Source organism: Agrobacterium sp. LY4, from assembly GCF_001526585.1.
Taxonomy (GTDB): Bacteria; Pseudomonadota; Alphaproteobacteria; order Rhizobiales; family Rhizobiaceae; genus Agrobacterium; species Agrobacterium leguminum.
Window position 1 is genome coordinate 50559 of sequence record NZ_ASYA01000016.1, and the last position, 20755, is coordinate 71313.

Here is a 20755-nt window from a genome sequence, read left to right on the forward strand (position 1 = left end):
TCTGGAAAAGTCAGGCTGAAAGAAGGGTTTTAAGGGCGTCGATGGAAATGGCCTCGACCGTGGACACCTTGCCGGTGCCGGCATTAAAGCCCGTGGTCGTGGTTGCTGCGCAGAGCGAATTGAGGATCGCTTCCTCCGTCGCCTCTATCGCTGCTTCGAAGAGCGGCGAAATCGCATCGTTGGAAAGTTCTGGATAGTCTGCGACGGCCTTACGGCGCGCAGGCGTGCGGCGAAGGCGCTCATCGGTGGAAAATGCCAGCGCGTAATCGCCGGAGCCATTGCTGAGTGCTGCGCCCGTGCGCGCCAGCCCGCCGAAGCTTCTGGCCGCCAGACGCTTCAGGTTGCGGGAGGAGAGTGGCGCGTCGGTTGCGACAATGATGACGATGGAGCCGTCCTTGTCCTTATGCTCCGGGCTGACATAGGGCTTGCCGCAGACCAGCAGATGGCCGCCATAATTGGATTGCACCAGCACGCCGAGCGTATAGGTCTCCCCGGCGATGGTGACGATGCGGGATGCGGTGCCGATGCCGCCCTTCATGCCGAAGGCCACCGTGCCGGTTCCGGCTCCAATGCCGCCTTCGGCCACCGGGCCTGTGGCAGCGTTTTGCAGCGCGGTTGAGATTTCCTCGACGGTCGGGCGCCCAGCGCGGATGTCGTTCAGGCGGGAATCATTGGTCTCTCCGACGACAGCATTGATCGAGACGACTTTCTCATTGCCCGGCTGCGCCAGCGTATGGCGGTTGAGCGCCTCGATGGCCCGGCCTGTCGCCAGCGTGTTGGTGAGGATGATGGGTGTTTCGAGTTCGCCGAGTTCCTCGATCTGGGTCGAGCCGGCAAATTTGCCGAAGCCGTTATAGACGGCGAAGGCGGCGGGCACCTTGTCCTGAAACAGATTGCCGCCATGCGGCAGGATCGCGGTTGCGCCGGTGCGGATCGTGTCGCCTTCGATGACGGTCGAATGGCCGATGGTCACGCCTTCGACATCGGTGATGGCGTTGAGCGGGCCGGTCTCGAAATGGCCGGGCCGGAAACCGATATCGCGCAGTCTCGGGCGGGTCGTCTGATGCATCGGGCGATCACTTTTGCGGAATGCAGGCTGAAATTGGAGCGGGCGCGGCTTGCGAAAAGCTTTGCCTGTCCGAACGTTAGCCTAGTTCTCCGCGAAACGGCATCGCAAAAATGGAATAGTTTTATGCGGGCAATGGATGCGCTCAGGAGGCGCGCAGCGTGGGTTCGCCTTCACGCTCCAGCCATTGCCGCATGGCTTCCTCGGTCTCATCGCGCGTGGGTGCGCCGATGCGGCCGCCAAAGATCGTGCATTTCAGCGCGGCGGCAACGGAGGAGAGCCGGATGGCCGCACGGCTTTCCATACCCTCAGCCATCACAAGCGCAAAGGTGCCGTGGAAGATGTCGCCCGCCGCCAGCGTATCCACTGCCTTAACCTGCATCGTCGTCTGGAAATGCACGGTCGGATCGCCGGCCTCCGTCCACCAGCAGCCTTGCGGACCGGCGGTGACGGCGATGAAGATCTGCGGATAGCGCGAATGCAGAACCGGCAGCATTTCCTTCACCGTTTCAAGTCCGGTGAGCCGGGCGGCGGCGGGTTCGGAAAAGACGATATGGGTTGCGGCGGGAGCAAGCTTCTCCAGCGTTTCCACCGGCGCCACATCGCCATCCAGAATGGCCGGTTTGCCAAGCGCGCGCGCCACGGTGAGCACATCAAGCGCCAGTTCCGGCCAGCGCACATCCACCAGAACGGCATCGAACGGGGCAATATCTTCCGGTGTGCAGGAGCGTTTTTTCTCATGCAGGCGATGATCGTAAAAAGGCACGATCAGCCGCTCGCCGCGGTCATCGATGATGATCGTCGAGAGTGCCGAGCGCGCACTGGGAGCGATGGTCATGCCGGCAACATCGATGCCGCTTTCGGCGAGATCGCGCAGGATGCGGGTACCGGTTTCGTCATCGCCCACCGCACCCCACAGGCTGGCGCGGCCGCCCATGCGATGCACGGCATAGGCGGCGCTCGACGCCATGCCTTCGGCGATCTGCAACATTTCGTAGGGCAGAACCTTGCCTTCGCCCTTCGGCATCTCATGCACGCGAAAAAGGGTGTCAAGCACGGCGGCTCCGACGCACAGCACATGTTTGCCGCCCTGTTCCTTCGTCATTCTCTTCGCTCCCGCTGCGCCTCAGATACGCTTGCCGCTGTCCTTGTCGAACAGATGCACGGTTGCAGGATCGATGGCAATGTGGATCGTATCGCCGAATCGGACATTGAGGCGCTCGCGGAACAGGCAGGCGATCTCGTCGCCCTTGCAGTTCAGCTTGGCGTAGATTTCCGAGCCGGTGCCTTCGACCAGTTCGACCCGGCCTTCGATGCCGGTCTCAGCGGCGCGGATATGTTCCGGCCGTACGCCGTAGACGAGATCGCGGCCGCCGAGTGTGCCGATATCGGCATTGGCAGGTAGCGGCAGGCTGAGGCCCTTGGCGGTGCGGAACACACCTTCCTCCACCCGGCCGCGAATGAAATTCATGGCGGGCGAACCGATGAAACCGGCGACGAAGAGATTGGCGGGATTGTCGTAAAGCTCCAGCGGCGCGCCGATCTGCTCGATGACGCCATCATGCAGCACCACGATCTTGTCGGCCATGGTCATGGCTTCCACCTGATCGTGGGTAACATAAATGGTGGTGGTGCCGATGCGCTGGTGCATGGCCTTGATCTCGCCGCGCATCTGCACGCGCAGCTTGGCATCGAGGTTGGAGAGCGGCTCATCGAACAGGAAGACCTGCGGATCGCGCACCAACGCGCGGCCCATGGCGACACGCTGGCGCTGGCCGCCGGAAAGCTGGCGCGGATAACGGTCCAGCAGCTTTTCCAGCCCCAGAATGGCGGCGGCCCTGTCGACCTTGGCCCTGGTTTCCTCGGCGCTCACCTTCTTCAGCTTCAGCGCGAAGCCCATATTATCCTTCACCGTCATGTGCGGATAAAGCGCGTAGTTCTGGAAGACCATGGCGATATCGCGGTCACGGGCGGGCAGGTGGCTCACCTCGCGCGCGCCGATGTGGATTTCGCCGTCGCTCAGCTCTTCCAACCCGGCGATCATGCGCAGCAGGGTGGATTTGCCGCAGCCAGAAGGGCCGACGAGCACGACGAATTCGCCATCCTTGATATCGATATCGATGCCGTGGATGATGTTGACCGCGCCGAAGCGCTTCTGGACGTTCAGGATATTGACCGGTGCCATGTTTTTGGTTCCCGTTACGAGCAATTCCAGTAAAAGTGCGTCGCGGTTTTGCGTCCGGAATTGCGTTAAAAGAGTAAGGGCATGGAATGCCCTTCGTTAGGTTCAGCCGCCCTTGACGGCGCCGGCGGTGAGACCCGCCACGATCTGTTTCTGTGCGAACATGGTCAGCAGCAGCACCGGCAGCGTCACGATCAGCGCTGCGGCGGCAAGCGGACCCCAGCTCACCTGTTCGAAGGACAGCATGTTGTAGACCGCGACCGGCAGGGTGCGTGTTTCACGGCTGGCCAGCACGATGCCGAAGACGAAGTTGTTCCACGAGAAGATGACCGCGAGGATGAAGGAGACGACGATGCCGGGCTTGGCAATCGGCAGCGCCACCAGCCGGAACACCTGCCAGGAGGACGCGCCGTCGATGCTTGCCGCTTCTTCCAGCTCCTTCGGTGTGGTCTCGAAATAACCGATCATGATCCAGACGACGATAGGTACCGTCACCACAAGATGGATGATGATCTGTGGCCAGAGCGTGCCCAAGAGGTTCAGCCATTGGAACAGCAGGAACAGCGGAATGAGGAAGGAGAGGCCGGGCGTCATGCGGGCGATCATGATGACGACGGCGGATTTTTCCGCCTTCAGCCGGGCGATGCCGTAACCGGCGGGTACGCCGATCACCAGTGCCAGAATGGTGGCGGCACCGGTGACGAGGACCGAATTCCAGAAATAGAGGAAGAAATTATTCTCCTCGAACACCTTTACGTAGTTCGACCAGGCGAAACGTTCGGGAATGAGGATCGGCGGATAGGCGCCGTTGTCGATTTCATATTTCAGCGATAGCGAGATCATCCAGATGAAGAACAGGATGACCGGCGAGATCATCACCAGCGCCACGAAGAACAGGCCGATGCGATCGAGCGTCTTGCGTTTCAGAATCTGGCGGCTCATCAGCGATCCTCCATCTCGTTCCATTGCGAGCGCTGGCGCACCATCAAAAGCACGAAGGAGAGCGCCACGATGATGATGAAGAAGACGACGGCCATGGCCGAGCCGTAACCGATGTCGTAATAGGCGAATGCCGTGTTGTAGAGATAGATGTTGATGGTTTCCGAGGCCGTGCCGGGTCCGCCTTGCGTCATCGCATAGATGATGTCGAAGCTTTTGACGGCATCGATGGAGCGGATGATGACGGCGATCATCAGGAACGGGGCGATCATCGGCATGGTGAGATAACGAAATTTCTGCCAGGCATTGGCGCCGTCGATTTCGGCGCTCTCATAGGGCTCGCGCGGCACGGCAGCGAGACCACCAAGCACGATCAGCATGACAAGCGGCGTCCATTGCCAGGTCTCCACCAGCACCAGCGAGGGGATGACGGTGGACTGGTTGTAAATCCATTCCAGCGGCCCGATGCCAATGAAGGAGAGCAGATAGTTCAGGACGCCGAGCTGTGGGTGGAACATCATGGTCCAGACGAGCGCGATGGCGACCGGGGTCGCCATCATCGGCATCACGAAGACGCCGCGCAGAAAACCGCGCAGCGGAAATTGCGCATCGAAAACCAGCGCCGCCAATGTTCCGAGGAATAGTGGGGCGACGACCGACAGCACGGTATAGATGAGCGTGTGCCAGAGCGATTCCCAGAACCGGGCGTCGCTGGCGAGCCTTATATAGTTCTCGAAACCGATAAAGCTCTGCTCCTGTCCGAGCGTCCAGCGATGTGCGCTCATCCAGAGGGTAAAGACCCATGGAAAAACGATCACGGCTGATATGACGACAAGTGCCGGTATAACGAAGGGCCAGTAGTTGGGAGCAAGCCTTGCCGGCCTGCTCCCTTCTCTCCGGCTCGCGCCTGTTTTGGTGTTTTCGATGCTCACGGAGGCCATTATCCCTCGCTACGCGCCAGAACGGGTGCGAACTGTTCCGTCGCCTTCTTGAGTTCGGCTGCCGGGTCTGCGCCGCCGATCATATTGGTGAGGCCGACGCCGTAGATGTCGCGGAATTCCGTCACCGGAATGATGACGGGCAGCGCAAGCTGCGAGACCTTGCCGGAACCGACGACCGCATCCAGCCAGGCAGCCGGCATCTTCACGCCTTCGCGCACCTTCTGGTCTTCGAGGATGGACTGGCGGAAGGGAACGCCGGCGCCGGCCTGCAGGAGACGCGCACCCATTTCATGCGAAATCGCCCATTGGCAGAAGAGGTAAGCGGCTTCCTTCTTGCTGCTGGCCTCGACGACACCGAGGCCATCTCCGAAGGTGCCGGCTGCCTGCGCTGCCGGGCCCTTCGGCATGACGCCGTAACCGACCTTGCCGACCACGCGGGATTTTTCCGGGTTCTCGATCGGCGGAGCAAAACCGACGCCATCGAACCACATGCCGATCTTGCCCTGCAGGAAGGCAGACTGCGCTTCGGCCCAGTTGAAGCCGGAGACGCCGGGAGGGGCGGCTTTGGTCATCAGGCGCTGATAAAGCTTGGCGGCTTCCACCGCTTCCTTGGATTCGGTAACGAGTTTGCCGTCCGCGCCGATGGGCTTTGCGCCGTAACCCAGCATCAGCGAGGTCCAGACCGGGGTATTGGCGTTCTTCAGCCCACGCGCCACGAAACCATAGGTGTTGGTTGCGGGATCGGTGATCTTTTCTGCTGCCGTCACCAGTTCCTCGAAGGTCTCGGGGTATTTCAGGCCCTTGGCCTCGAAGAGTTCCTTGTTCCAGTAGACGATCCAGTAATCCACGGAGAAGGGCAGCGAGCGCAGCACGCCGTCGCTATCCTTGGCGAACAGCATGCCGGCTTCGGCGAAATCCTTTTCGACGAGCGACGGATCGGTCAGCGACGGGTCCTTCAGGAAGCCGCTGATATCGGCCAGCCATTTGCCCTTTTCGAACTGACGCTTCTGGACGTGATAGCTCAGATGCACGACGTCGAAGCTCGGCTTGCCGGAGGAAAGCTCGATGACGACTTTCTGGCGCTGCTGCTGTTCCGGGGTTGCCTCGGCATTGACCTTGATGCCGGTCAGTTCTTCGAATTCGCCGAGATATTTGATCAGCGTTTCGCTGCGCGGGCTTTTGACGAGGTTGACTTCAAGCGTGGTGCCGGCGTGTTTTTTCCAGTTCACCGCTGCCGATGCCGGGCGAATGCCGAGCATCGCGCCGCCACCAAGCGCCGCCGTGCCTGCCAGAAAGGCGCGACGCGTGGGGTTGAGCAATGAATGCGTCATGTCAGTTCTCCTCCAGATTAGCCGGAAATTCTCCTCACCCCGGCTTGTTGCTTATTTTCCTGCAATCCCGGCGCAGGACCCTCTTCAGTCCCTGCCGGAATTGCCCTAAACCGCCAGCGCCCTGTCCCTTGCGTTGCGGATATGGGCGGTCAGCCGCTCCACGGCGTCTTCGACGGATCGCCTCTCGATGGCCTCGAGAATGGCGAGATGTTCCTTCATCACCGACTTCACATGGCCGGCAATGCGGAAGCGCTCCTGATTGATGAGGCGCATCTTGATGGAATTGACCCGGTAGGCGTTCGAGATGATCGAATTGCCGAGCGCATCGATGAAGGCATCGTGCATGCCCCAGTCCACCTGCTGCGCATGCTCGTCCAGTTCCGGCGATTCCCCGCCATTTTCAGCCGCTTCGGCAATATCGCGATGCTGTTTTAAAAGCTTTGCGATGGCCTCGTCGGAGGCCGAGCGGGTAAAGAGCGCCACGGCCTCCTTTTCGAGAAAGATGCGGAACTGGAACGCCTCGCGGATGAGGTTGAGATCGATATGGGCGACCTGCAACCCCCGCTGCGGCACGGTCTTGATGAGACCTTCCGCCTCCAGCCGTGGAATAGCCTCCCGAATCGCCCCCAGCGGCAGACCCGTCAATTCCACGAGGCGGCGTTGCGAGATGAACTGCCCCGGGCGAACGTCGCGCGAGAGAAGGTGATGCGTAAAGCTTTCATACGCCCGTTCCCGCAATGTCTGTTCGCCGGTATCTTCCATGCTCAACCTTTCAAGGTCCGTTTAGGCGGCCTGTTTGCGAAACAGCGCGTCGAATGCGCCTTCGATCCGCCGCCGGTCTTCAGCCGAAATGGCGACGAGCGGCGCGCGTACATCCGCCCAGATATTTTCTCCTGTCGTGTGTGATACCAGCACCTTGACCGCTGGCGTAACCGGGAATTTCAGAAGTTCCACAACAAGATCTTCGACGCGCTTGTCGTCCTTGCCGTCAACAGCCATGGCGCGGACTTCCTGTGTCAGGAAATTGGCGACGCCGGAGATCGCGCCCTGGCCGCCGAGGCGAACACCCTTCGCCAGATCGCGCTCATCGCCGATCAGGATGGCGAGATCGCCATGTTCTTTCAGCAGGCGCTCGGTATGGCTCCAGTTGCCGGAGGAATCCTTGACGCCGGTGACGATGCCGGGGAATGCCTTTTTCAGCCGTCCAACCAGCTCGACCGACAATGTCACCATGGTCACGGAAGGGATGTTGTAGACGAGAATGTCGCGAGCGCCCTTGCCGATCTTCTCGAAAACCGCCGAGAACCAGGCAAACAGGCCGTCATCGCCGACATTCTTGAAATAGGAGGGTGGAGCAAGAAGAATATTGCGGGCGCCTGCCTTCAGGGCCTCGGCCGACTGGTCGGCCGCATCCTCGATGGAATCCACCAGAACGCCGGTGACCAGACGGGAAGGCGCAACGCCCGCCTCGATGAAGCGGGAAAGAATGACCTGCCGTTCACGGCTGCCGACGGAGCATCCTTCGCCCGTGGTGCCGAAGAGTGTCACGCTGTCGCAGCCATTTGCGAGGCAGCGTCGGGCATGGGCGATCATGGCGTCGATATCGACCGTTCCGTCCTTTTTGAAAGGGGTGGTCAGGGCTGCCGAAAGGCCGAATTTCTGGGTCAAGTAAGATGCTCCTCGAAGGTGATTGCGCATTGATAACGCACTGACATGTTAGTTGTAAAGAGGTAATTGCAGTTTGATTGTTCGGAAGATGGGAATCGAGGAATTCGCTTCGTCGTGCGTTGAGCGGCAATGCTGCGAGGCGTTGGGATGGAAGGGTTGTACATGGGCAGGGGGGCTGCTTTACCGTGGCGACAGCGGGCTTATGCTCTTTGCAGGGCGAGCGGATAAATGCGAAAATAAAATTTGACTGTTGGAGTAAAGATTTTTATCAGCAATCTGAATATTAGGGATAAAGGGACCATCATCATGACCATTGCGGAGCCGTCAGCGCCTGTAGCAGACATTGAGCAGAGCCGCGTCAAGCGCCTGAAAGCTGCGACGCGCGGCGCGCATGGCGATCTCGATGCTTTCATCATGGCATCGAAGCCGTTCGAGAGCCGGGAGAACTTCGGTAAATTCGTGGAAACGCAATATCTTTTCCATCGTGACCTCGATGTCTTCTTTTCAAATGCGACGCTCGATGGCCTGCTTCCCGATCTCAAGGGCCGCCGCCGTCTCTCCATGATCGAGCAGGACCTTGCCGATCTCGGCCTTTCCATTCCCGAAACGGCGGAGCCGCGCTTCACCGGTGAAACGCCGTTCGATCTGCCGGAGGCCATGGGTTGGCTTTATGTGGTCGAAGGCTCCAATCTGGGCGCTGCTTTCCTGCTGAAAGATGCGGCCAAGCTTGGTCTGAATGAAGACTTCGGGGCACGCCATCTGGCCGGTGCTCCGGAAGGACGCGGCCTGCACTGGCGCACTTTCACCGCTGCGCTCGATGAAATTTCGCTGACGGTCGAAGAGGAAGAGCGGGTCATCGCCGGTGCGGAAGCCGCTTTCCGGGCTGTGCATGCTTATGCGCAGCAGCGCCTCGTGTGAGATTTCGGCATAGCTTTGCGGCAGCTCATCTGAGAGTGCTTGGAATGCTGCGTGTGCATGGATGTTTGGCCGGGTTTTGGCACCCTCACGGCGTCACCCCGGACTTGATCCGGGGTCCAGCGCGATCAAGTCCTTGATCGCAAAAGACTCATTCCTCACGGCGCAGACGCGCCGTGGCTGGATGCCGGATCTAGTCCGGCATGACGGAGAAGAGCTTCCGGATTTTGTACGACGCTCCGCGACCGATGTAAGAGCCACCCATTCCCCGCAGATTGCGTTCGATATTTGCCGAATAAACAGGCAAATAATTTTATCGAATGATAAAATTTTTATCTTTTGGTAAAAATAATTCGCCTCCAAAATTTTATCCATTTGATAAAATTATTTTATTTGGTCTGGCACAGAACCTGCTACTCTTTTGCCAAGTCAGGAGACACCTGATGCAAAAAAGGGAACAGCAAGATGGAAGTTGGTGTTTTTATCCCGATCGGGAACAATGGTTGGCTGCTGTCAGAAAACGCGCCGCAATACAAACCGAGCTTCGACCTGAACAAGGCCATCACATTGAAGGCGGAGCAATATGGTTTCGACTTCGCTCTTTCGATGATCAAGCTGCGCGGCTTTGGCGGCAAGACCGAATTCTGGGACTATAATCTGGAATCCTTCACGCTGATGGCGGGCCTTGCCGCCGTCACCTCCAAGATCAAGCTGTTCGGCACGGCCGCTACGCTGGTCATGCCGCCGGCCATCGTTGCTCGCATGGCGACGACCATCGATTCCATTTCCGGCGGCCGTTTCGGCATCAATCTTATTACCGGCTGGCAGCGTCCGGAATATAGCCAGATGGGCCTTTGGCCGGGCGACGATTATTTCGGCGACCGCTACGAATATCTCGGCGAATATACCTCCATCTTGAAAGAGCTGCTGACGGAGGGCCAGTCGGACTACAAGGGCAAGTTCTTCCAGATGGACGATTGCCGCATGAAGCCGGTGCCGCAGGGCGACGTCAAACTCATCTGCGCCGGTTCCTCCAACTCCGGCATGGCGTTTTCGGCCAAGTTCGCCGATTACAGCTTCTGCTTCGGCGTTGGCGTCAATACGCCGAAGGCCTTCGCGCCCACCAATGAGCGGCTGCTGGCGGCAACGGAAAAGACCGGCCGCGAGGTTAAATCCGTCGTGCTGACGATGGTGCTCGCCGAGGAAAAATCCGAGGATGCCTGGGCGAAATGGGAGCATTATAAGGCAGGTGCGGATGAGGATGCGATCAAGTGGCTCGGCCTGCAAAGCGCTGTCGATACCAAATCCGGCTCCGACACCAATGTCCGCCACATGTCCAATCCCGTCTCGGCGGTCAACATCAACATGGGAACGCTGATCGGCTCCTATGAGGAAGTGGCGGCGATGCTGGACGAGATGAGCGAAGTGCCGGGAACGGGCGGCGTGATGCTGACCTTCGACGACTTCCTCGAAGGCGTCGAGAAATTCGGCAAATATGTGCAGCCGCTGATGAAGAGCCGCGCGCATGTTCAGGCTGCACTGGAGGCTGCGGAATGAGTGAAGCCGTTGTGGCGGGTTACAAGGGGCCGGAAAGCCGTTCGGAAAGCGTGACGCTTCCCGCAAGGCCGGAGCCGATCACCTTGAAGCCCAGCGAGACCGCCGTTGTCGTGGTCGACATGCAGAACGCCTATTCGACCGAGGGCGGTTATGTCGATCTGGCCGGTTTCGATATTTCCGGGGCCAAGGGCACTATTGCCAACATCAAAAAGACTCTGGATGCCGCGCGCGCGGCGGGCGTTCAGGTCATTTATTTCCAGAATGGCTGGGACAAGGATTATGTCGAGGCGGGCGGCCCGGGTTCGCCCAACTGGCACAAGTCCAATGCGCTGAAGACGATGCGCAAGAGGCCGGAGCTGCAGGGCCAGCTGCTGGCCAAGGGCACGTGGGACTATGCCATCGTCGACGAGCTGCAGCCGCAGCCCGGCGATATTCTGGTGCCGAAGACGCGTTACAGCGGTTTCTTCAACACCAATATGGACAGTGTTCTGCGCGCCCGCGGCATCCGCAATCTGGTCTTCGTCGGCATCGCCACCAATGTCTGCGTGGAAAGCTCGCTGCGCGACGCCTTCCATCTCGAATATTTCGGGGTGATGCTGGAGGATGCCACACATCATCTCGGGCCGGACTATATCCAGCAGGCGACGGTCTACAATGTCGAGAAATTTTTCGGCTGGGTCGCCACCGTCAATGATTTCTGCGGCGTCATTTCGCAGGCCGCACCCGTCAGCGCTTGATATCCAACCACAAGAGGAGAACGAAATGCCGAAGAAGATCGTCGTGCCCGCCGGCACCAGCAGACCCATCGCTCCCTTTTCGCCGGGAACCCTTGCCGATGGCGTGGTTTACGTTTCCGGTACGCTGCCTTTCGACAAGGACAATAATGTCGTGCATGTGGGCGACGCCAGCGCGCAGACCCGCCATGTTCTGGAGACCATCAAGTCCGTCATCGAGACCGCCGGCGGCACGATGGAGGATGTCACGATGAACCACATCTTCATCACCGACTGGGCGAATTACCAGGCCGTCAACACGGTCTATGCCGAATATTTCCCCGGCGACAAGCCGGCGCGTTATTGCATCCAGTGCGGCCTCGTGAAGCCCGACGCGCTGGTGGAAATCGCTACCGTCGCCCATATCGGCAAATAAGGCGAAACGGCAGATGATGCATTTCGAGGTTCATGGCCGGACTGATCCTGAGGCGCCCACAATCCTGCTGTCATCGGGACTGGGCGGATCGGGCGCCTATTGGACGCCGCAAATCGAAGCCCTTTCCGATCATTTCCGGATCGTCACCTACGACCATCGCGGAACCGGCAGGACCGGCGGCGAGATGCCGCTGGAGGGCGGCATATCGGCGATGGCGGATGATGTGCTGGAAATCGTCTCGGCGCTGAACCTCGAGAAATTCCACTTCATGGGTCATGCGCTTGGCGGTCTGATCGGACTCGATATCGCGCTGCGCCAACCCGGTCTCATCGACAGGCTCGTTCTTATCAATGCCTGGAGCAAGGCCGATCCGCATTCCGGGCGCTGCTTCGATGTGCGGATCGAGCTTCTGGAGAAATCCGGCGTCGAGGCTTTCGTCAAAGCCCAGCCGCTGTTTCTCTATCCGGCCGCGTGGATGTCGGACCATCAGGAGCGGCTGGCGCGGGACGATGCCCATGGCGTCGCGCATTTTCAGGGCAGGGCGAATGTGCTTCGACGCATCGCGGCGCTGAGGGCCTTCGATGTGGATACCCGCCTCGGTGAGATCGGCAATCCGGTTCTGGTGGTGGGCACGAAAGACGATCTGCTGGTGCCCTACACCCGCTCCCTGCGTCTCGCTGAGGGTTTGCCGCAGGGCGAACTCTGCCTTCTCGATTTCGGGGCGCATGCGGTCAATATTACCGAAGCTGACCTTTTCAACGCTCGGCTTTTGCAGTTTCTGCTACCGGCAACACGAACATTCTGACGGGATTTTTAAGACAATGACCACAGCACTCGACGACAAGGCACTTGCAGCACTTTTCACCGCGGCGCGCACCCATAATGGCTGGGCTGACAAGCCGGTCGGCGACGAGACGCTGAGAGAGCTTTACGATCTGACGAAGATGGGTCCGACCTCGGCCAATTGCTCGCCGGGGCGTTTCGTGTTCGTGCGCAGCCAGGAAGCGAAAGAAAAACTGCGGCCGGCGCTTTCGTCGGGCAATCTTGAAAAGACCATGGCAGCACCCGTCACCGTGATCGCCGCCATCGACCGCGAATTTTACGAGAAACTGCCGATGCTGTTTCCGCATGCCGATGCCCGTTCGTGGTTCACCTCCAGCCCGGCTGTGGCCGAGGAAACGGCTTTCCGCAATGCCACGCTGCAGGCGGGTTATCTCATCCTTGCAGCCCGCTCGTTGGGCCTGGATACCGGAGCGATGTCCGGTTTCGACAAAGGCAAGGTGGATACGGCGTTTTTCGCAGGCACGACGTGGAAGTCCAATTTCCTGATCAATCTCGGCTATGGCGATCCGTCGAAGCTTTTCGGACGGTTGCCCCGCCTTGGCTTCGAAGACGCCTGTGTGCTGGCTTGATGGCCTGTTAAGGAAGGATGGGTTAGATGCAGATGATGTCTCTTGAAAAGGAAGCGGATATGGAGACGAAGACTGCACAGCAGCGCAGCCTCGATTATAGAAACGCCATGGCGCGGCTCGGTGCGGCGGTCAATATCGTCACCACGGACGGGGCGGCAGGCCGTGCAGGCTTTGCAGCGACAGCGGTTTGCAGCGTTTCCGACAACCCGCCCACGCTTCTTATCTGCCTCAACCGCAATTCTTCCGCTTACAGGGTGGTGAAGGCCAATGGCGTCGTCTGCGTCAACACGCTCGCCGCCCATCACGAGGTGCTGAGCACGCTTTTCGGCGGCAAGACGCCGGCGGAAGAGCGTTTCGCCGCCGGGAGCTGGGGTGTGCTCGAAACCGGCGCGCCGGTTCTGGAGGACGCGCTTGTCTCTTTCGACTGCCGCATCCGCGAGGCGCATGACGGCGGCACGCATGATATTCTGATCTGCGATGTCGTCGATATGAAGATCAATGCGGGCGATGAGGCGCTGATGTATTTCAACCGGCGTTACCGGGTGCTTTGAGCGCGGTCTTTTGAAAGTTGGAAGTGGCGGCAGTCTATCGACAAAGTCCCGCGAAACGGTTCCGTTTGGCGCGGCCGTAGCATCCGCACACCGTCACCCCGGACTTGATCAGGGGTCTTACGCGATCAAGTCCTTGATCGCGTAAGACTCTTTTCACGGCGCAGACGCGCCGTGGCTGGATGCCGGATCAAGTCCGGCATGACGGACAAAACGTATCGTCGTTTCTCAGAAATTCGAAGGCGTTTCCGGCCTCCCGGAAACGCCCTTTTCATTTACTTGATCAGCGGCAGAAGATCGTTGATCGACTTCTTGGCGTCGCCGTAGAACATGCGGGTATTGTCCTTGTAGAACAGCGGGTTCTCGATACCGGAGTAACCCGTGCCCTGGCCGCGCTTGGAGACGATGACCAGTTTGGACTTCCACACTTCCAGAACCGGCATGCCGGCAATCGGCGAGTTCGGATCGTCCTGGGCGGCCGGATTGACGATGTCGTTGGAGCCGATGACGATGACGACGTCGGTATTGGGGAAGTCGTCGTTGATCTCGTCCATTTCCAGCACGATGTCGTAAGGCACCTTGGCCTCGGCCAGCAGCACGTTCATGTGGCCGGGAAGACGGCCTGCGACCGGGTGGATGGCGAAGCGCACGGTCTTGCCGTCAGCGCGCAGCTTGCGGGTCAGTTCGGAGACCGCCGCCTGCGCCTGCGCCACCGCCATGCCGTAGCCGGGAACGATGATGACGCTGTCGGCGTCATTCAGCGCTGCGGCCACGCCTTCGGCGTCGATCGCCACCTGCTCGCCCTCGATTTCCATCGCCGGACCCGTCGTACCGCCGAAGCCGCCGAGGATGACCGAGATGAAGGAGCGGTTCATCGCCTTGCACATGATGTAGGAGAGGATCGCACCCGAGGAGCCGACCAGCGCACCGGTGACGATCAGCAGATCGTTGCCGAGCGTGAAGCCGATGGCGGCGGCCGCCCAGCCGGAATAGCTGTTCAGCATCGAAACGACGACAGGCATGTCGGCGCCGCCGATGCCCATGATCAGATGATAACCGATGAAGAAGGCGGCCAGCGTCATCAGCACCAGCGTCCAAGCGCCGGCGCCGTTGCAATACATGATGAGCAGCACGAGCGACAGGATCGCAGCGCCGGCATTGAGCAGATGCCCGCCCGGCAGTTTCTTCGCCTTGCCGTCCACCTTGCCGGCAAGCTTGCCGAAGGCGACGACGGAGCCGGTGAAGGTGACCGACCGATGAAGACGCCAAGGAAGACCTCGACCTTCATGATCGCCAGTTCAACCGGCGTCTTGTGGGCGAGAATGGCGGAAAAGCCCGTCAACAGCGAACGCGCTGTCTCATCGAGCGAGGCGACATGCGCTTCCTCGATATGGGCGTTGAAGCCGATGAAGACGGCGGCAAGGCCGACGAAGGAGTGAAGGGCTGCAACAAGCTGCGGCATTTCGGTCATCTGCACGCGGCTTGCGACGAAATAGCCGAGAACGGAGCCGCCCGCCAGCATCAGCAGCACCACGAGCCACTGCCCGACGCCCTTGCTGATCTCAGGGCCGAAGACGGTGGCGACGATGGCGAGACCCATGCCGACAATGCCGTACCAGACGGCGCGTTTTGCGCTTTCCTGTCCGGAAAGGCCGCCAAGAGAAAGGATGAAAAGAACGGCTGCGGCAACATAGGCCGCGGAAACGATACCAATGGTCATTGAATGTCCCCTACACGGCTCAGGACTTCTGGAACATGGCGAGCATGCGCCGTGTCACGAGGAAACCGCCGACGATGTTGATCGTGGCGATCAGGACGGAAAGCGAGGCGAGGATCACCACCAGCCAGTTGCCGGAACCGATCTGCAGCAATGCGCCGATGATGACGATGCCGGAAATCGCGTTCGTCACGGCCATCAGCGGCGTGTGCAGCGAGTGGCTGACATTCCAGATGACCTGGAAACCGACGAAGCAGGCCAGAACGAAAACGATGAAATGGCTCATGAAGCTTGCCGGCGCGAAAGCGCCCACCAGAAGCAGGATCGCCGTGCCGATGGCGAGCAGGCCGACCTGGCTTTTCGTCTGCGCCTTGAAGTCCGCATGTTCCTTGGCGTGCTTTTCCTCAGGCGTAAGTTCTTTTGCTCTTTCCTTCGGCTTCTGCGCGGCAATCGCCTGAATTTTCGGCGGCGGCGGCGGGAAGGTAATTTCACCCTGATAGGTGACCGTCGCACCGCGGATGACATCGTCTTCCATGTTGTGAACCGGCTTGCCGTCCTTGGCGGGCGTCAGATCGGTCATCATGTGACGGATGTTGGTGGAATAGAGCGTCGAGGCCTGCGTGGCCATGCGGCTCGGGAAATCCGTGTAGCCGATGACGATGACGCCATTGTCGGAAACGACACGCTGGTCGGGAACCGTGAGATCGCAATTGCCGCCGCGCTCGGCGGCGAGGTCGATGATGACCGAACCCGGCTTCATCATCGCCACCATGTCGGCGAGCCACAGTTTCGGGGCGTCACGGCCCGGGATCAGCGCCGTGGTGATGACGATATCGATCTGCGGTGCAAGCTCGCGGAATTTTTCGAGTTGCTTCTCGCGGAATTCCGGCGAGGAGGGGGCGGCATAACCGCCGGTGGCGGCGCCGTCCTGCTGCTGATCGGCGAAATCGAGATAGACGAATTCCGCGCCCATGGATTCGATCTGTTCGGCCACTTCCGGGCGAACGTCGAAGGCATAAGTGATGGCGCCGAGCGATGTGGCCGTGCCGATGGCGGCAAGACCGGCAACGCCTGCGCCGATGACCAGAACTTTGGCGGGCGGCACCTTGCCGGCGGCGGTAACCTGGCCGGTGAAGAAGCGGCCGAAATTATTGCCGGCCTCGATGACCGCGCGATAACCGGCGATATTGGCCATGGAGGACAGGGCGTCCATTTTCTGGGCGCGGGAAATGCGCGGCACCATGTCCATGGCGATGACATTTGCGCCCTTTTCCTTCGCCTGCTCCAGAAGGTCCTTGTTCTGGGCGGGATAGAAGAACGAGATCAGCGTCTTGTCCGAAGACAGGCGATCAATCTCCGACGTTTCCGGCGGACGAACCTTGGCGATGATGTCGGAACCGGCGTAAAGCGCATCGGCGCTGTCGACGATGGTCACACCGGCTGCGCGATAGGCGTCGTCGGAAAAACCCGCCGCCTTGCCTGCACCGGTTTCAAGAATGCAATCATATCCGAGTTTCTGCAATGCCTGGGCGCTGTCGGGCGTCATGCCGACGCGCGCCTCGCCCTCATATAATTCCTTAGGTGTCCCGATTCTCAAAATGGCTCTCCCTCTGCCTGATAATATAGGGGGGTCATAACCTATTCAGGGGGGCTTTGTCTCCATATTGATTTTGTCTTGCCTGCGACGGAATGACAGCCCGCTGCGACAGTCTTGTTCGCTATGCGGACGTACCGCGCAATAAAAGAACCCGGCGCTGAAGCGCCGGGTTCCGAAAATGTCAAACAGGGGTATGGCTCAATCCATGGCGTGGATATCGCGATCCTTGGTTTCCGGCAGGAACAGCAGGCCAACGACCAGCGTGATGCCCGCGAAGATGATCGGGTACCAGAGGCCGTAATAGATGTCGCCCTTCGCCGCGCTCATCGCAAAGGCGGTGGCGGGCAGAAGACCGCCGAACCAGCCGTTACCGATGTGGTATGGCAGCGACATGCCGGAGTAGCGGATGCGGGTCGGGAACAGTTCGACCAGCAGGGCCGCGATCGGGCCGTAGACCATCGTCACGTAGATGACGAGGACGGTCAGGACTGCGATGATGACGACCCAGTTCACGGCGGCCGGATCGGCCACCATGGAGAAGGTGCCGCCGCCGGCTACGGTGTAGACGGCCATTTCCGCGGCACCTGCGGCTTCTGCCGGTGTCAGCAGCTTGTCCGCCACCAGCTTGTCGGTCGCGACCATCTTCTTGTCGGCAGCGCGAACGGCCTCGGCATTGAGGTTAAGCTCCGGGTTTGCGGCAATGAAGGCATCCAGTTTCGCGTCCGGCACCTGCGCCGCGCCGCGCACCAGCGGGTAGCCGCCATCGTGAAGCGCCATGTTGACCTGCTTCTGGAAGGCCTTGTCCTTGGCTGCCGCATCCGCGCCGGCGGCGGCCGCGTCGTAGCTGGCGATGGTCGCATCGCCGATCTTGATGCTGGCCGGCTGGCCGGCTGCTCCTGCAACCACGTCATAGGGAACGGAGTTGCGCGTCAGGAACGAGGTGGCGATATCGCAGGATGTGGTGAACTTCGCCGTGCCGGTCGGGTTGAATTGGAACTTGCAGTCGCCAGGGGCTGCGGTCACGGTGGCGCGAACGGTGGACTGGGCTTGTGCAAGCGCCGGGTTGCCGGCCCATGTCAGTGCCTTGAACAGCGGGAAGTAGGTCAGCATGGCAAGGATGAGACCGGCCATGATGATCGGCTTGCGGCCGATCTTGTCGGAAAGCCAGCCGAAGATGACGAAGAAGCTGGTGCCGAGGATGAGGGCCGCCGCTACCATGATGTTGGCGGACTGGCCGTCGACCTTCAGAATGCTCTGCAGGAAGAACAGCGCGTAGAACTGGCCCGTATACCAGACAACGGCCTGGCCGATGACGGCGCCGACAAGCGCGATGAGCGCGATCTTGGCGTTTTTCCACTGGCCGAAGGCTTCGCTGAGCGGCGCCTTGGATGTCTTGCCTTCTTCCTTCATCTTCTTGAAGGCGGGAGATTCGTTCATTTTCAGACGAATCCAGACCGATACGCCGAGCAGCAGAACGGAGACGAGGAAGGGAATGCGCCAGCCCCAGGCGGCGAAGGCTTCCTTGCCGAGTGCGAACTGCACGCCGAGAATGACCACCAGCGACAGGAACAGGCCGAGCGTCGCCGTCGTCTGGATCCATGAAGTGTAATAGCCCCTGCGGCCGTTCGGCGCGTGTTCGGCGACGTAAGTTGCCGCACCGCCATATTCACCGCCGAGCGCCAGGCCCTGCAGCATGCGCAGAACGATCAGGATGATCGGAGCGGCAATGCCGATCTGCGACGCGCCGGGCAGGACGCCGACGAGGAAGGTCGAAACGCCCATGATGAGGATGGTGATGAGGAAGGTATATTTGCGGCCGACAATGTCGCCCAGACGGCCGAATACCAGCGCGCCGAAGGGGCGCACGAGGAAGCCGGCGGCGAAGGCCAGCAGCGCAAAGATGTTGCGTGTCGTTTCCGGATATTGGCTGAAGAAGTTCGCGCCGATATAGATCGCGAGCGAGCCGTACAGATAAAAATCGTACCATTCGAAGACTGTTCCGAGAGAAGAGGCGAAAATCACCTTCTTCTCTTCACCCGTCATTGGACGGGCGGCGCCGCTCACGGCTGCAATATCTGCCATTGTCTGTCCTCCACAGATGTCCCAATTGGCGCATTGCGGAGCCCATCTCTCTCCTCCGGACTCCCCATAAGGGTGCAATGCGCGGAGTGTCAGAGTGACAGAAAATTAACTGCAATAAGAGCGATGCTTTCGGATTATGACTTTAGTCTAATGCAAGGCGTCCCGAAAATGTCGCGAAGCCGATTTGACGTCTTGCGCAAGGCGTCTCCAAACGCGCCTTTTTTCTTGACACAAACAAGAAACCTTCTAATAGCTTCTCGCGAAGAAGGAGCATCACCTTGCGTATGCATGTTGCAGACATGTTCGTCATGGAAGGACCGGCACAATCCGCCGGCGATGATCCGCGCCTTTCTCATTCTACCCGAATTACGGCCAAAACGACGATTAAAACCGTCTAACGTCTCTGGCCACCGCTCTCTCCCCGGTTTGGCTGGGGATCGAGGAAGCCGCGATCTGATGCGGGTTCCCACCTCACCAAAAAGAGGAGAGACAGAAAGAGAGCTTGATCATGGGTTTCAAAGTTGCAATTGCAGGCGCCACCGGCAACGTCGGTCGCGAAATGCTCAATATCCTGGCCGAACGCGGTTTCCCCGCCGATGAAGTCGTGCCGCTCGCTTCCGCCCGCTCGCAGGGCACGGAAGTCTCCTATGGCGACCGCACGCTGAAGGTCTCGAACCTCGAGAACTACGATTTTTCCGACACGGATATTTGCCTGATGTCGGCCGGCGGCGATGTTTCCAAGAAGTGGTCGCCGAAGATCGGCCAGCAGGGCTGCGTTGTCATCGACAACTCTTCCGCATGGCGCTACGATCAGGACGTTCCGCTGATCGTTCCGGAAGTGAATGCCGATGCAGTTGCGGGCTTCACCAAGAAGAACATCATCGCCAACCCCAATTGCTCCACGGCACAGCTCGTCGTCGCGCTGAAGCCGCTGCATGACTTCGCCAAGATCAAGCGCGTCGTCGTCTCCACCTACCAGTCGGTTTCCGGCGCCGGCAAGGAAGGCATGGACGAGCTGTTCCAGCAGACTCGCGCCGTCTTCGTGGCCGATCCGGTGGAAGCCAAGAAGTTCACCAAGCGCATCGCCTTCAACGTCATTCCGCATATCGATGTCTTCATGGAAGACGGCTACACCAAGGAAGAGTGGAAGGTTCTGGCCGAAACCAAGAAGATGCTCGATCCGAAGATCAAGGTAACCTGCACGGCCGTGCGCGTTCCGGTCTTCATCGGCCATTCGGAATCGGTCAATATCGAGTTCGAAAACGAGATCACCGCCGATCAGGCGCGTGACATCCTGCGCGAAGCGCCGGGTTGCCTCGTCATCGACAAGCGCGAAAACGGCGGCTACATCACCCCGGTTGAATCCGCCGGTGAGGACGCGACCTATATCTCGCGCATCCGCGAAGATGCGACGGTCGAAAACGGCCTCAACCTGTGGGTTGTTTCCGACAATCTGCGCAAGGGTGCGGCTCTCAACGCCGTCCAGATCGCCGAACTGTTGATCAATCGTGGTTTCATCAAGCCCCGCAAGGCGGCAGCCTGATCCACGATACGATTTTTTAAGGTTCGTTAAGTATAACCCGTCTGTTCTGTGTGGGGCAGGCGGGTTTCATAATTGGCGACGATCACGGCCAGTTTATTTGCAGGCCTT

18 protein-coding genes and 1 pseudogene are annotated in these 20755 nt (G+C 59.7%); 8 read left to right on the top strand and 11 right to left on the bottom strand.

From position 1 onward, the window contains the following. Nucleotides 1-10: 10 nt before the first annotated feature. The 8 genes from L904_RS15620 to L904_RS15655 all read right to left on the bottom strand — a co-directional run bounded on the left by L904_RS15620 (nucleotide 11) and on the right by L904_RS15655 (nucleotide 8127). A complete protein-coding gene (locus tag L904_RS15620; protein WP_020810159.1) occupies nucleotides 11-1069 on the bottom strand; it encodes a P1 family peptidase in 1059 nt (352 codons plus the stop codon). A gap of 142 nt (nucleotides 1070-1211) precedes the next feature. Then, nucleotides 1212-2171, bottom strand: a complete 960-nt coding sequence (locus L904_RS15625) for a sugar kinase (RefSeq protein WP_020810160.1) — start codon at nucleotides 2169-2171, stop codon at nucleotides 1212-1214. Between the two features lie 21 nt (nucleotides 2172-2192). Then, on the bottom strand, nucleotides 2193-3251 hold the full coding sequence (locus tag L904_RS15630; RefSeq protein WP_020810161.1) for an ABC transporter ATP-binding protein: 1059 nt from the start codon (nucleotides 3249-3251) through the stop codon (nucleotides 2193-2195). Nucleotides 3252-3353: 102 nt separating this feature from the next. Next, nucleotides 3354-4175, bottom strand: a complete 822-nt coding sequence (locus L904_RS15635; protein WP_031233854.1) for a carbohydrate ABC transporter permease — start codon at nucleotides 4173-4175, stop codon at nucleotides 3354-3356. Between the two features lie 14 nt (nucleotides 4176-4189). Continuing rightward, nucleotides 4190-5128, bottom strand: a complete 939-nt coding sequence (locus tag L904_RS15640) for a carbohydrate ABC transporter permease (protein ID WP_020810163.1) — start codon at nucleotides 5126-5128, stop codon at nucleotides 4190-4192. Beyond that, a complete protein-coding gene (locus L904_RS15645) occupies nucleotides 5128-6459 on the bottom strand; it encodes a sugar ABC transporter substrate-binding protein (RefSeq protein WP_020810164.1) in 1332 nt (443 codons plus the stop codon). Before L904_RS15645 ends, L904_RS15640 begins: the two co-directional genes overlap by 1 nt. A 105-nt stretch (nucleotides 6460-6564) precedes the next feature. Further along, nucleotides 6565-7221, bottom strand: a complete 657-nt coding sequence (locus L904_RS15650) for a GntR family transcriptional regulator (RefSeq protein WP_020810165.1) — start codon at nucleotides 7219-7221, stop codon at nucleotides 6565-6567. Nucleotides 7222-7242: 21 nt separating this feature from the next. Continuing rightward, entirely contained in the window at nucleotides 7243-8127 is an 885-nt protein-coding gene (locus L904_RS15655; protein WP_020810166.1) for a dihydrodipicolinate synthase family protein, read from the bottom strand. 306 nt (nucleotides 8128-8433) lie between these two features. Here L904_RS15655 and L904_RS15660 point away from each other — a divergent pair, with 306 nt between their 5' ends. The 7 genes from L904_RS15660 to rutF all read left to right on the top strand — a co-directional run bounded on the left by L904_RS15660 (nucleotide 8434) and on the right by rutF (nucleotide 13711). Further along, complete coding sequence (locus tag L904_RS15660) at nucleotides 8434-9045, top strand: biliverdin-producing heme oxygenase (RefSeq protein WP_020810167.1); 612 nt, start codon at nucleotides 8434-8436, stop codon at nucleotides 9043-9045. Between the two features lie 462 nt (nucleotides 9046-9507). Then, nucleotides 9508-10599 carry a pyrimidine utilization protein A gene (gene rutA / locus L904_RS15665; protein ID WP_003492073.1) on the top strand — a complete coding sequence of 364 codons (1092 nt, stop codon included), beginning with the start codon at nucleotides 9508-9510 and terminating at the stop codon, nucleotides 10597-10599. Then, nucleotides 10596-11336, top strand: coding sequence for a pyrimidine utilization protein B (rutB, locus tag L904_RS15670; RefSeq protein ID WP_003492071.1), 741 nt, complete (start codon nucleotides 10596-10598; stop codon nucleotides 11334-11336). Before rutA ends, rutB begins: the two co-directional genes overlap by 4 nt. A gap of 25 nt (nucleotides 11337-11361) precedes the next feature. Further along, a complete protein-coding gene (rutC, locus tag L904_RS15675) occupies nucleotides 11362-11748 on the top strand; it encodes a pyrimidine utilization protein C (RefSeq protein ID WP_020810325.1) in 387 nt (128 codons plus the stop codon). Between the two features lie 13 nt (nucleotides 11749-11761). Continuing rightward, a complete protein-coding gene (rutD, locus tag L904_RS15680) occupies nucleotides 11762-12553 on the top strand; it encodes a pyrimidine utilization protein D (protein ID WP_020810326.1) in 792 nt (263 codons plus the stop codon). 16 nt (nucleotides 12554-12569) lie between these two features. Next, the gene (locus tag L904_RS15685; RefSeq protein ID WP_020810327.1) at nucleotides 12570-13160 is read left to right on the top strand and encodes a malonic semialdehyde reductase; all 591 of its coding nucleotides are present in this window, start codon (nucleotides 12570-12572) and stop codon (nucleotides 13158-13160) included. Between the two features lie 26 nt (nucleotides 13161-13186). Next, entirely contained in the window at nucleotides 13187-13711 is a 525-nt protein-coding gene (gene rutF / locus L904_RS15690; protein WP_020810328.1) for an NADH-dependent FMN reductase RutF, read from the top strand. Nucleotides 13712-13983: 272 nt separating this feature from the next. Here rutF and L904_RS15695 read toward each other — a convergent pair. From L904_RS15695 to L904_RS15705, 3 genes and pseudogenes are all read right to left on the bottom strand, one after another. Next, nucleotides 13984-15428: pseudogene (locus tag L904_RS15695) on the bottom strand (NAD(P)(+) transhydrogenase (Re/Si-specific) subunit beta). Between the two features lie 19 nt (nucleotides 15429-15447). Then, nucleotides 15448-17022 carry a Re/Si-specific NAD(P)(+) transhydrogenase subunit alpha gene (locus L904_RS15700; RefSeq protein ID WP_035263686.1) on the bottom strand — a complete coding sequence of 525 codons (1575 nt, stop codon included), beginning with the start codon at nucleotides 17020-17022 and terminating at the stop codon, nucleotides 15448-15450. A 198-nt stretch (nucleotides 17023-17220) separates the two neighbouring features. Then, entirely contained in the window at nucleotides 17221-19104 is a 1884-nt protein-coding gene (locus tag L904_RS15705) for an MFS transporter (RefSeq protein ID WP_020809333.1), read from the bottom strand. A gap of 508 nt (nucleotides 19105-19612) precedes the next feature. Here L904_RS15705 and L904_RS15710 point away from each other — a divergent pair. After that, complete coding sequence (locus L904_RS15710; protein ID WP_003522626.1) at nucleotides 19613-20647, top strand: aspartate-semialdehyde dehydrogenase; 1035 nt, start codon at nucleotides 19613-19615, stop codon at nucleotides 20645-20647. Nucleotides 20648-20755 lie beyond the last annotated feature (108 nt).

Excerpts from the sequence above, each read along its gene's own strand:
- L904_RS15620 (WP_020810159.1), bottom strand. The coding sequence starts at position 1,069 with ATGCATCAGACGACCCGCCCGAGACTGCGCGATATCGGTTTCCGGCCC.
- L904_RS15625 (WP_020810160.1), bottom strand. The coding sequence starts at position 2,171 with ATGACGAAGGAACAGGGCGGCAAACATGTGCTGTGCGTCGGAGCCGCC.
- L904_RS15630 (WP_020810161.1), bottom strand. The coding sequence starts at position 3,251 with ATGGCACCGGTCAATATCCTGAACGTCCAGAAGCGCTTCGGCGCGGTC.
- L904_RS15640 (WP_020810163.1), bottom strand. The coding sequence starts at position 5,128 with ATGGCCTCCGTGAGCATCGAAAACACCAAAACAGGCGCGAGCCGGAGA.
- L904_RS15645 (WP_020810164.1), bottom strand. The coding sequence starts at position 6,459 with ATGACGCATTCATTGCTCAACCCCACGCGTCGCGCCTTTCTGGCAGGC.
- L904_RS15650 (WP_020810165.1), bottom strand. The coding sequence starts at position 7,221 with ATGGAAGATACCGGCGAACAGACATTGCGGGAACGGGCGTATGAAAGC.
- L904_RS15660 (WP_020810167.1), top strand. The coding sequence starts at position 8,434 with ATGACCATTGCGGAGCCGTCAGCGCCTGTAGCAGACATTGAGCAGAGC.
- rutA (WP_003492073.1), top strand. The coding sequence starts at position 9,508 with ATGGAAGTTGGTGTTTTTATCCCGATCGGGAACAATGGTTGGCTGCTG.
- rutB (WP_003492071.1), top strand. The coding sequence starts at position 10,596 with ATGAGTGAAGCCGTTGTGGCGGGTTACAAGGGGCCGGAAAGCCGTTCG.
- rutC (WP_020810325.1), top strand. The coding sequence starts at position 11,362 with ATGCCGAAGAAGATCGTCGTGCCCGCCGGCACCAGCAGACCCATCGCT.
- rutD (WP_020810326.1), top strand. The coding sequence starts at position 11,762 with ATGATGCATTTCGAGGTTCATGGCCGGACTGATCCTGAGGCGCCCACA.
- L904_RS15685 (WP_020810327.1), top strand. The coding sequence starts at position 12,570 with ATGACCACAGCACTCGACGACAAGGCACTTGCAGCACTTTTCACCGCG.
- rutF (WP_020810328.1), top strand. The coding sequence starts at position 13,187 with ATGCAGATGATGTCTCTTGAAAAGGAAGCGGATATGGAGACGAAGACT.
- L904_RS15705 (WP_020809333.1), bottom strand. The coding sequence starts at position 19,104 with ATGGCAGATATTGCAGCCGTGAGCGGCGCCGCCCGTCCAATGACGGGT.
- L904_RS15710 (WP_003522626.1), top strand. The coding sequence starts at position 19,613 with ATGGGTTTCAAAGTTGCAATTGCAGGCGCCACCGGCAACGTCGGTCGC.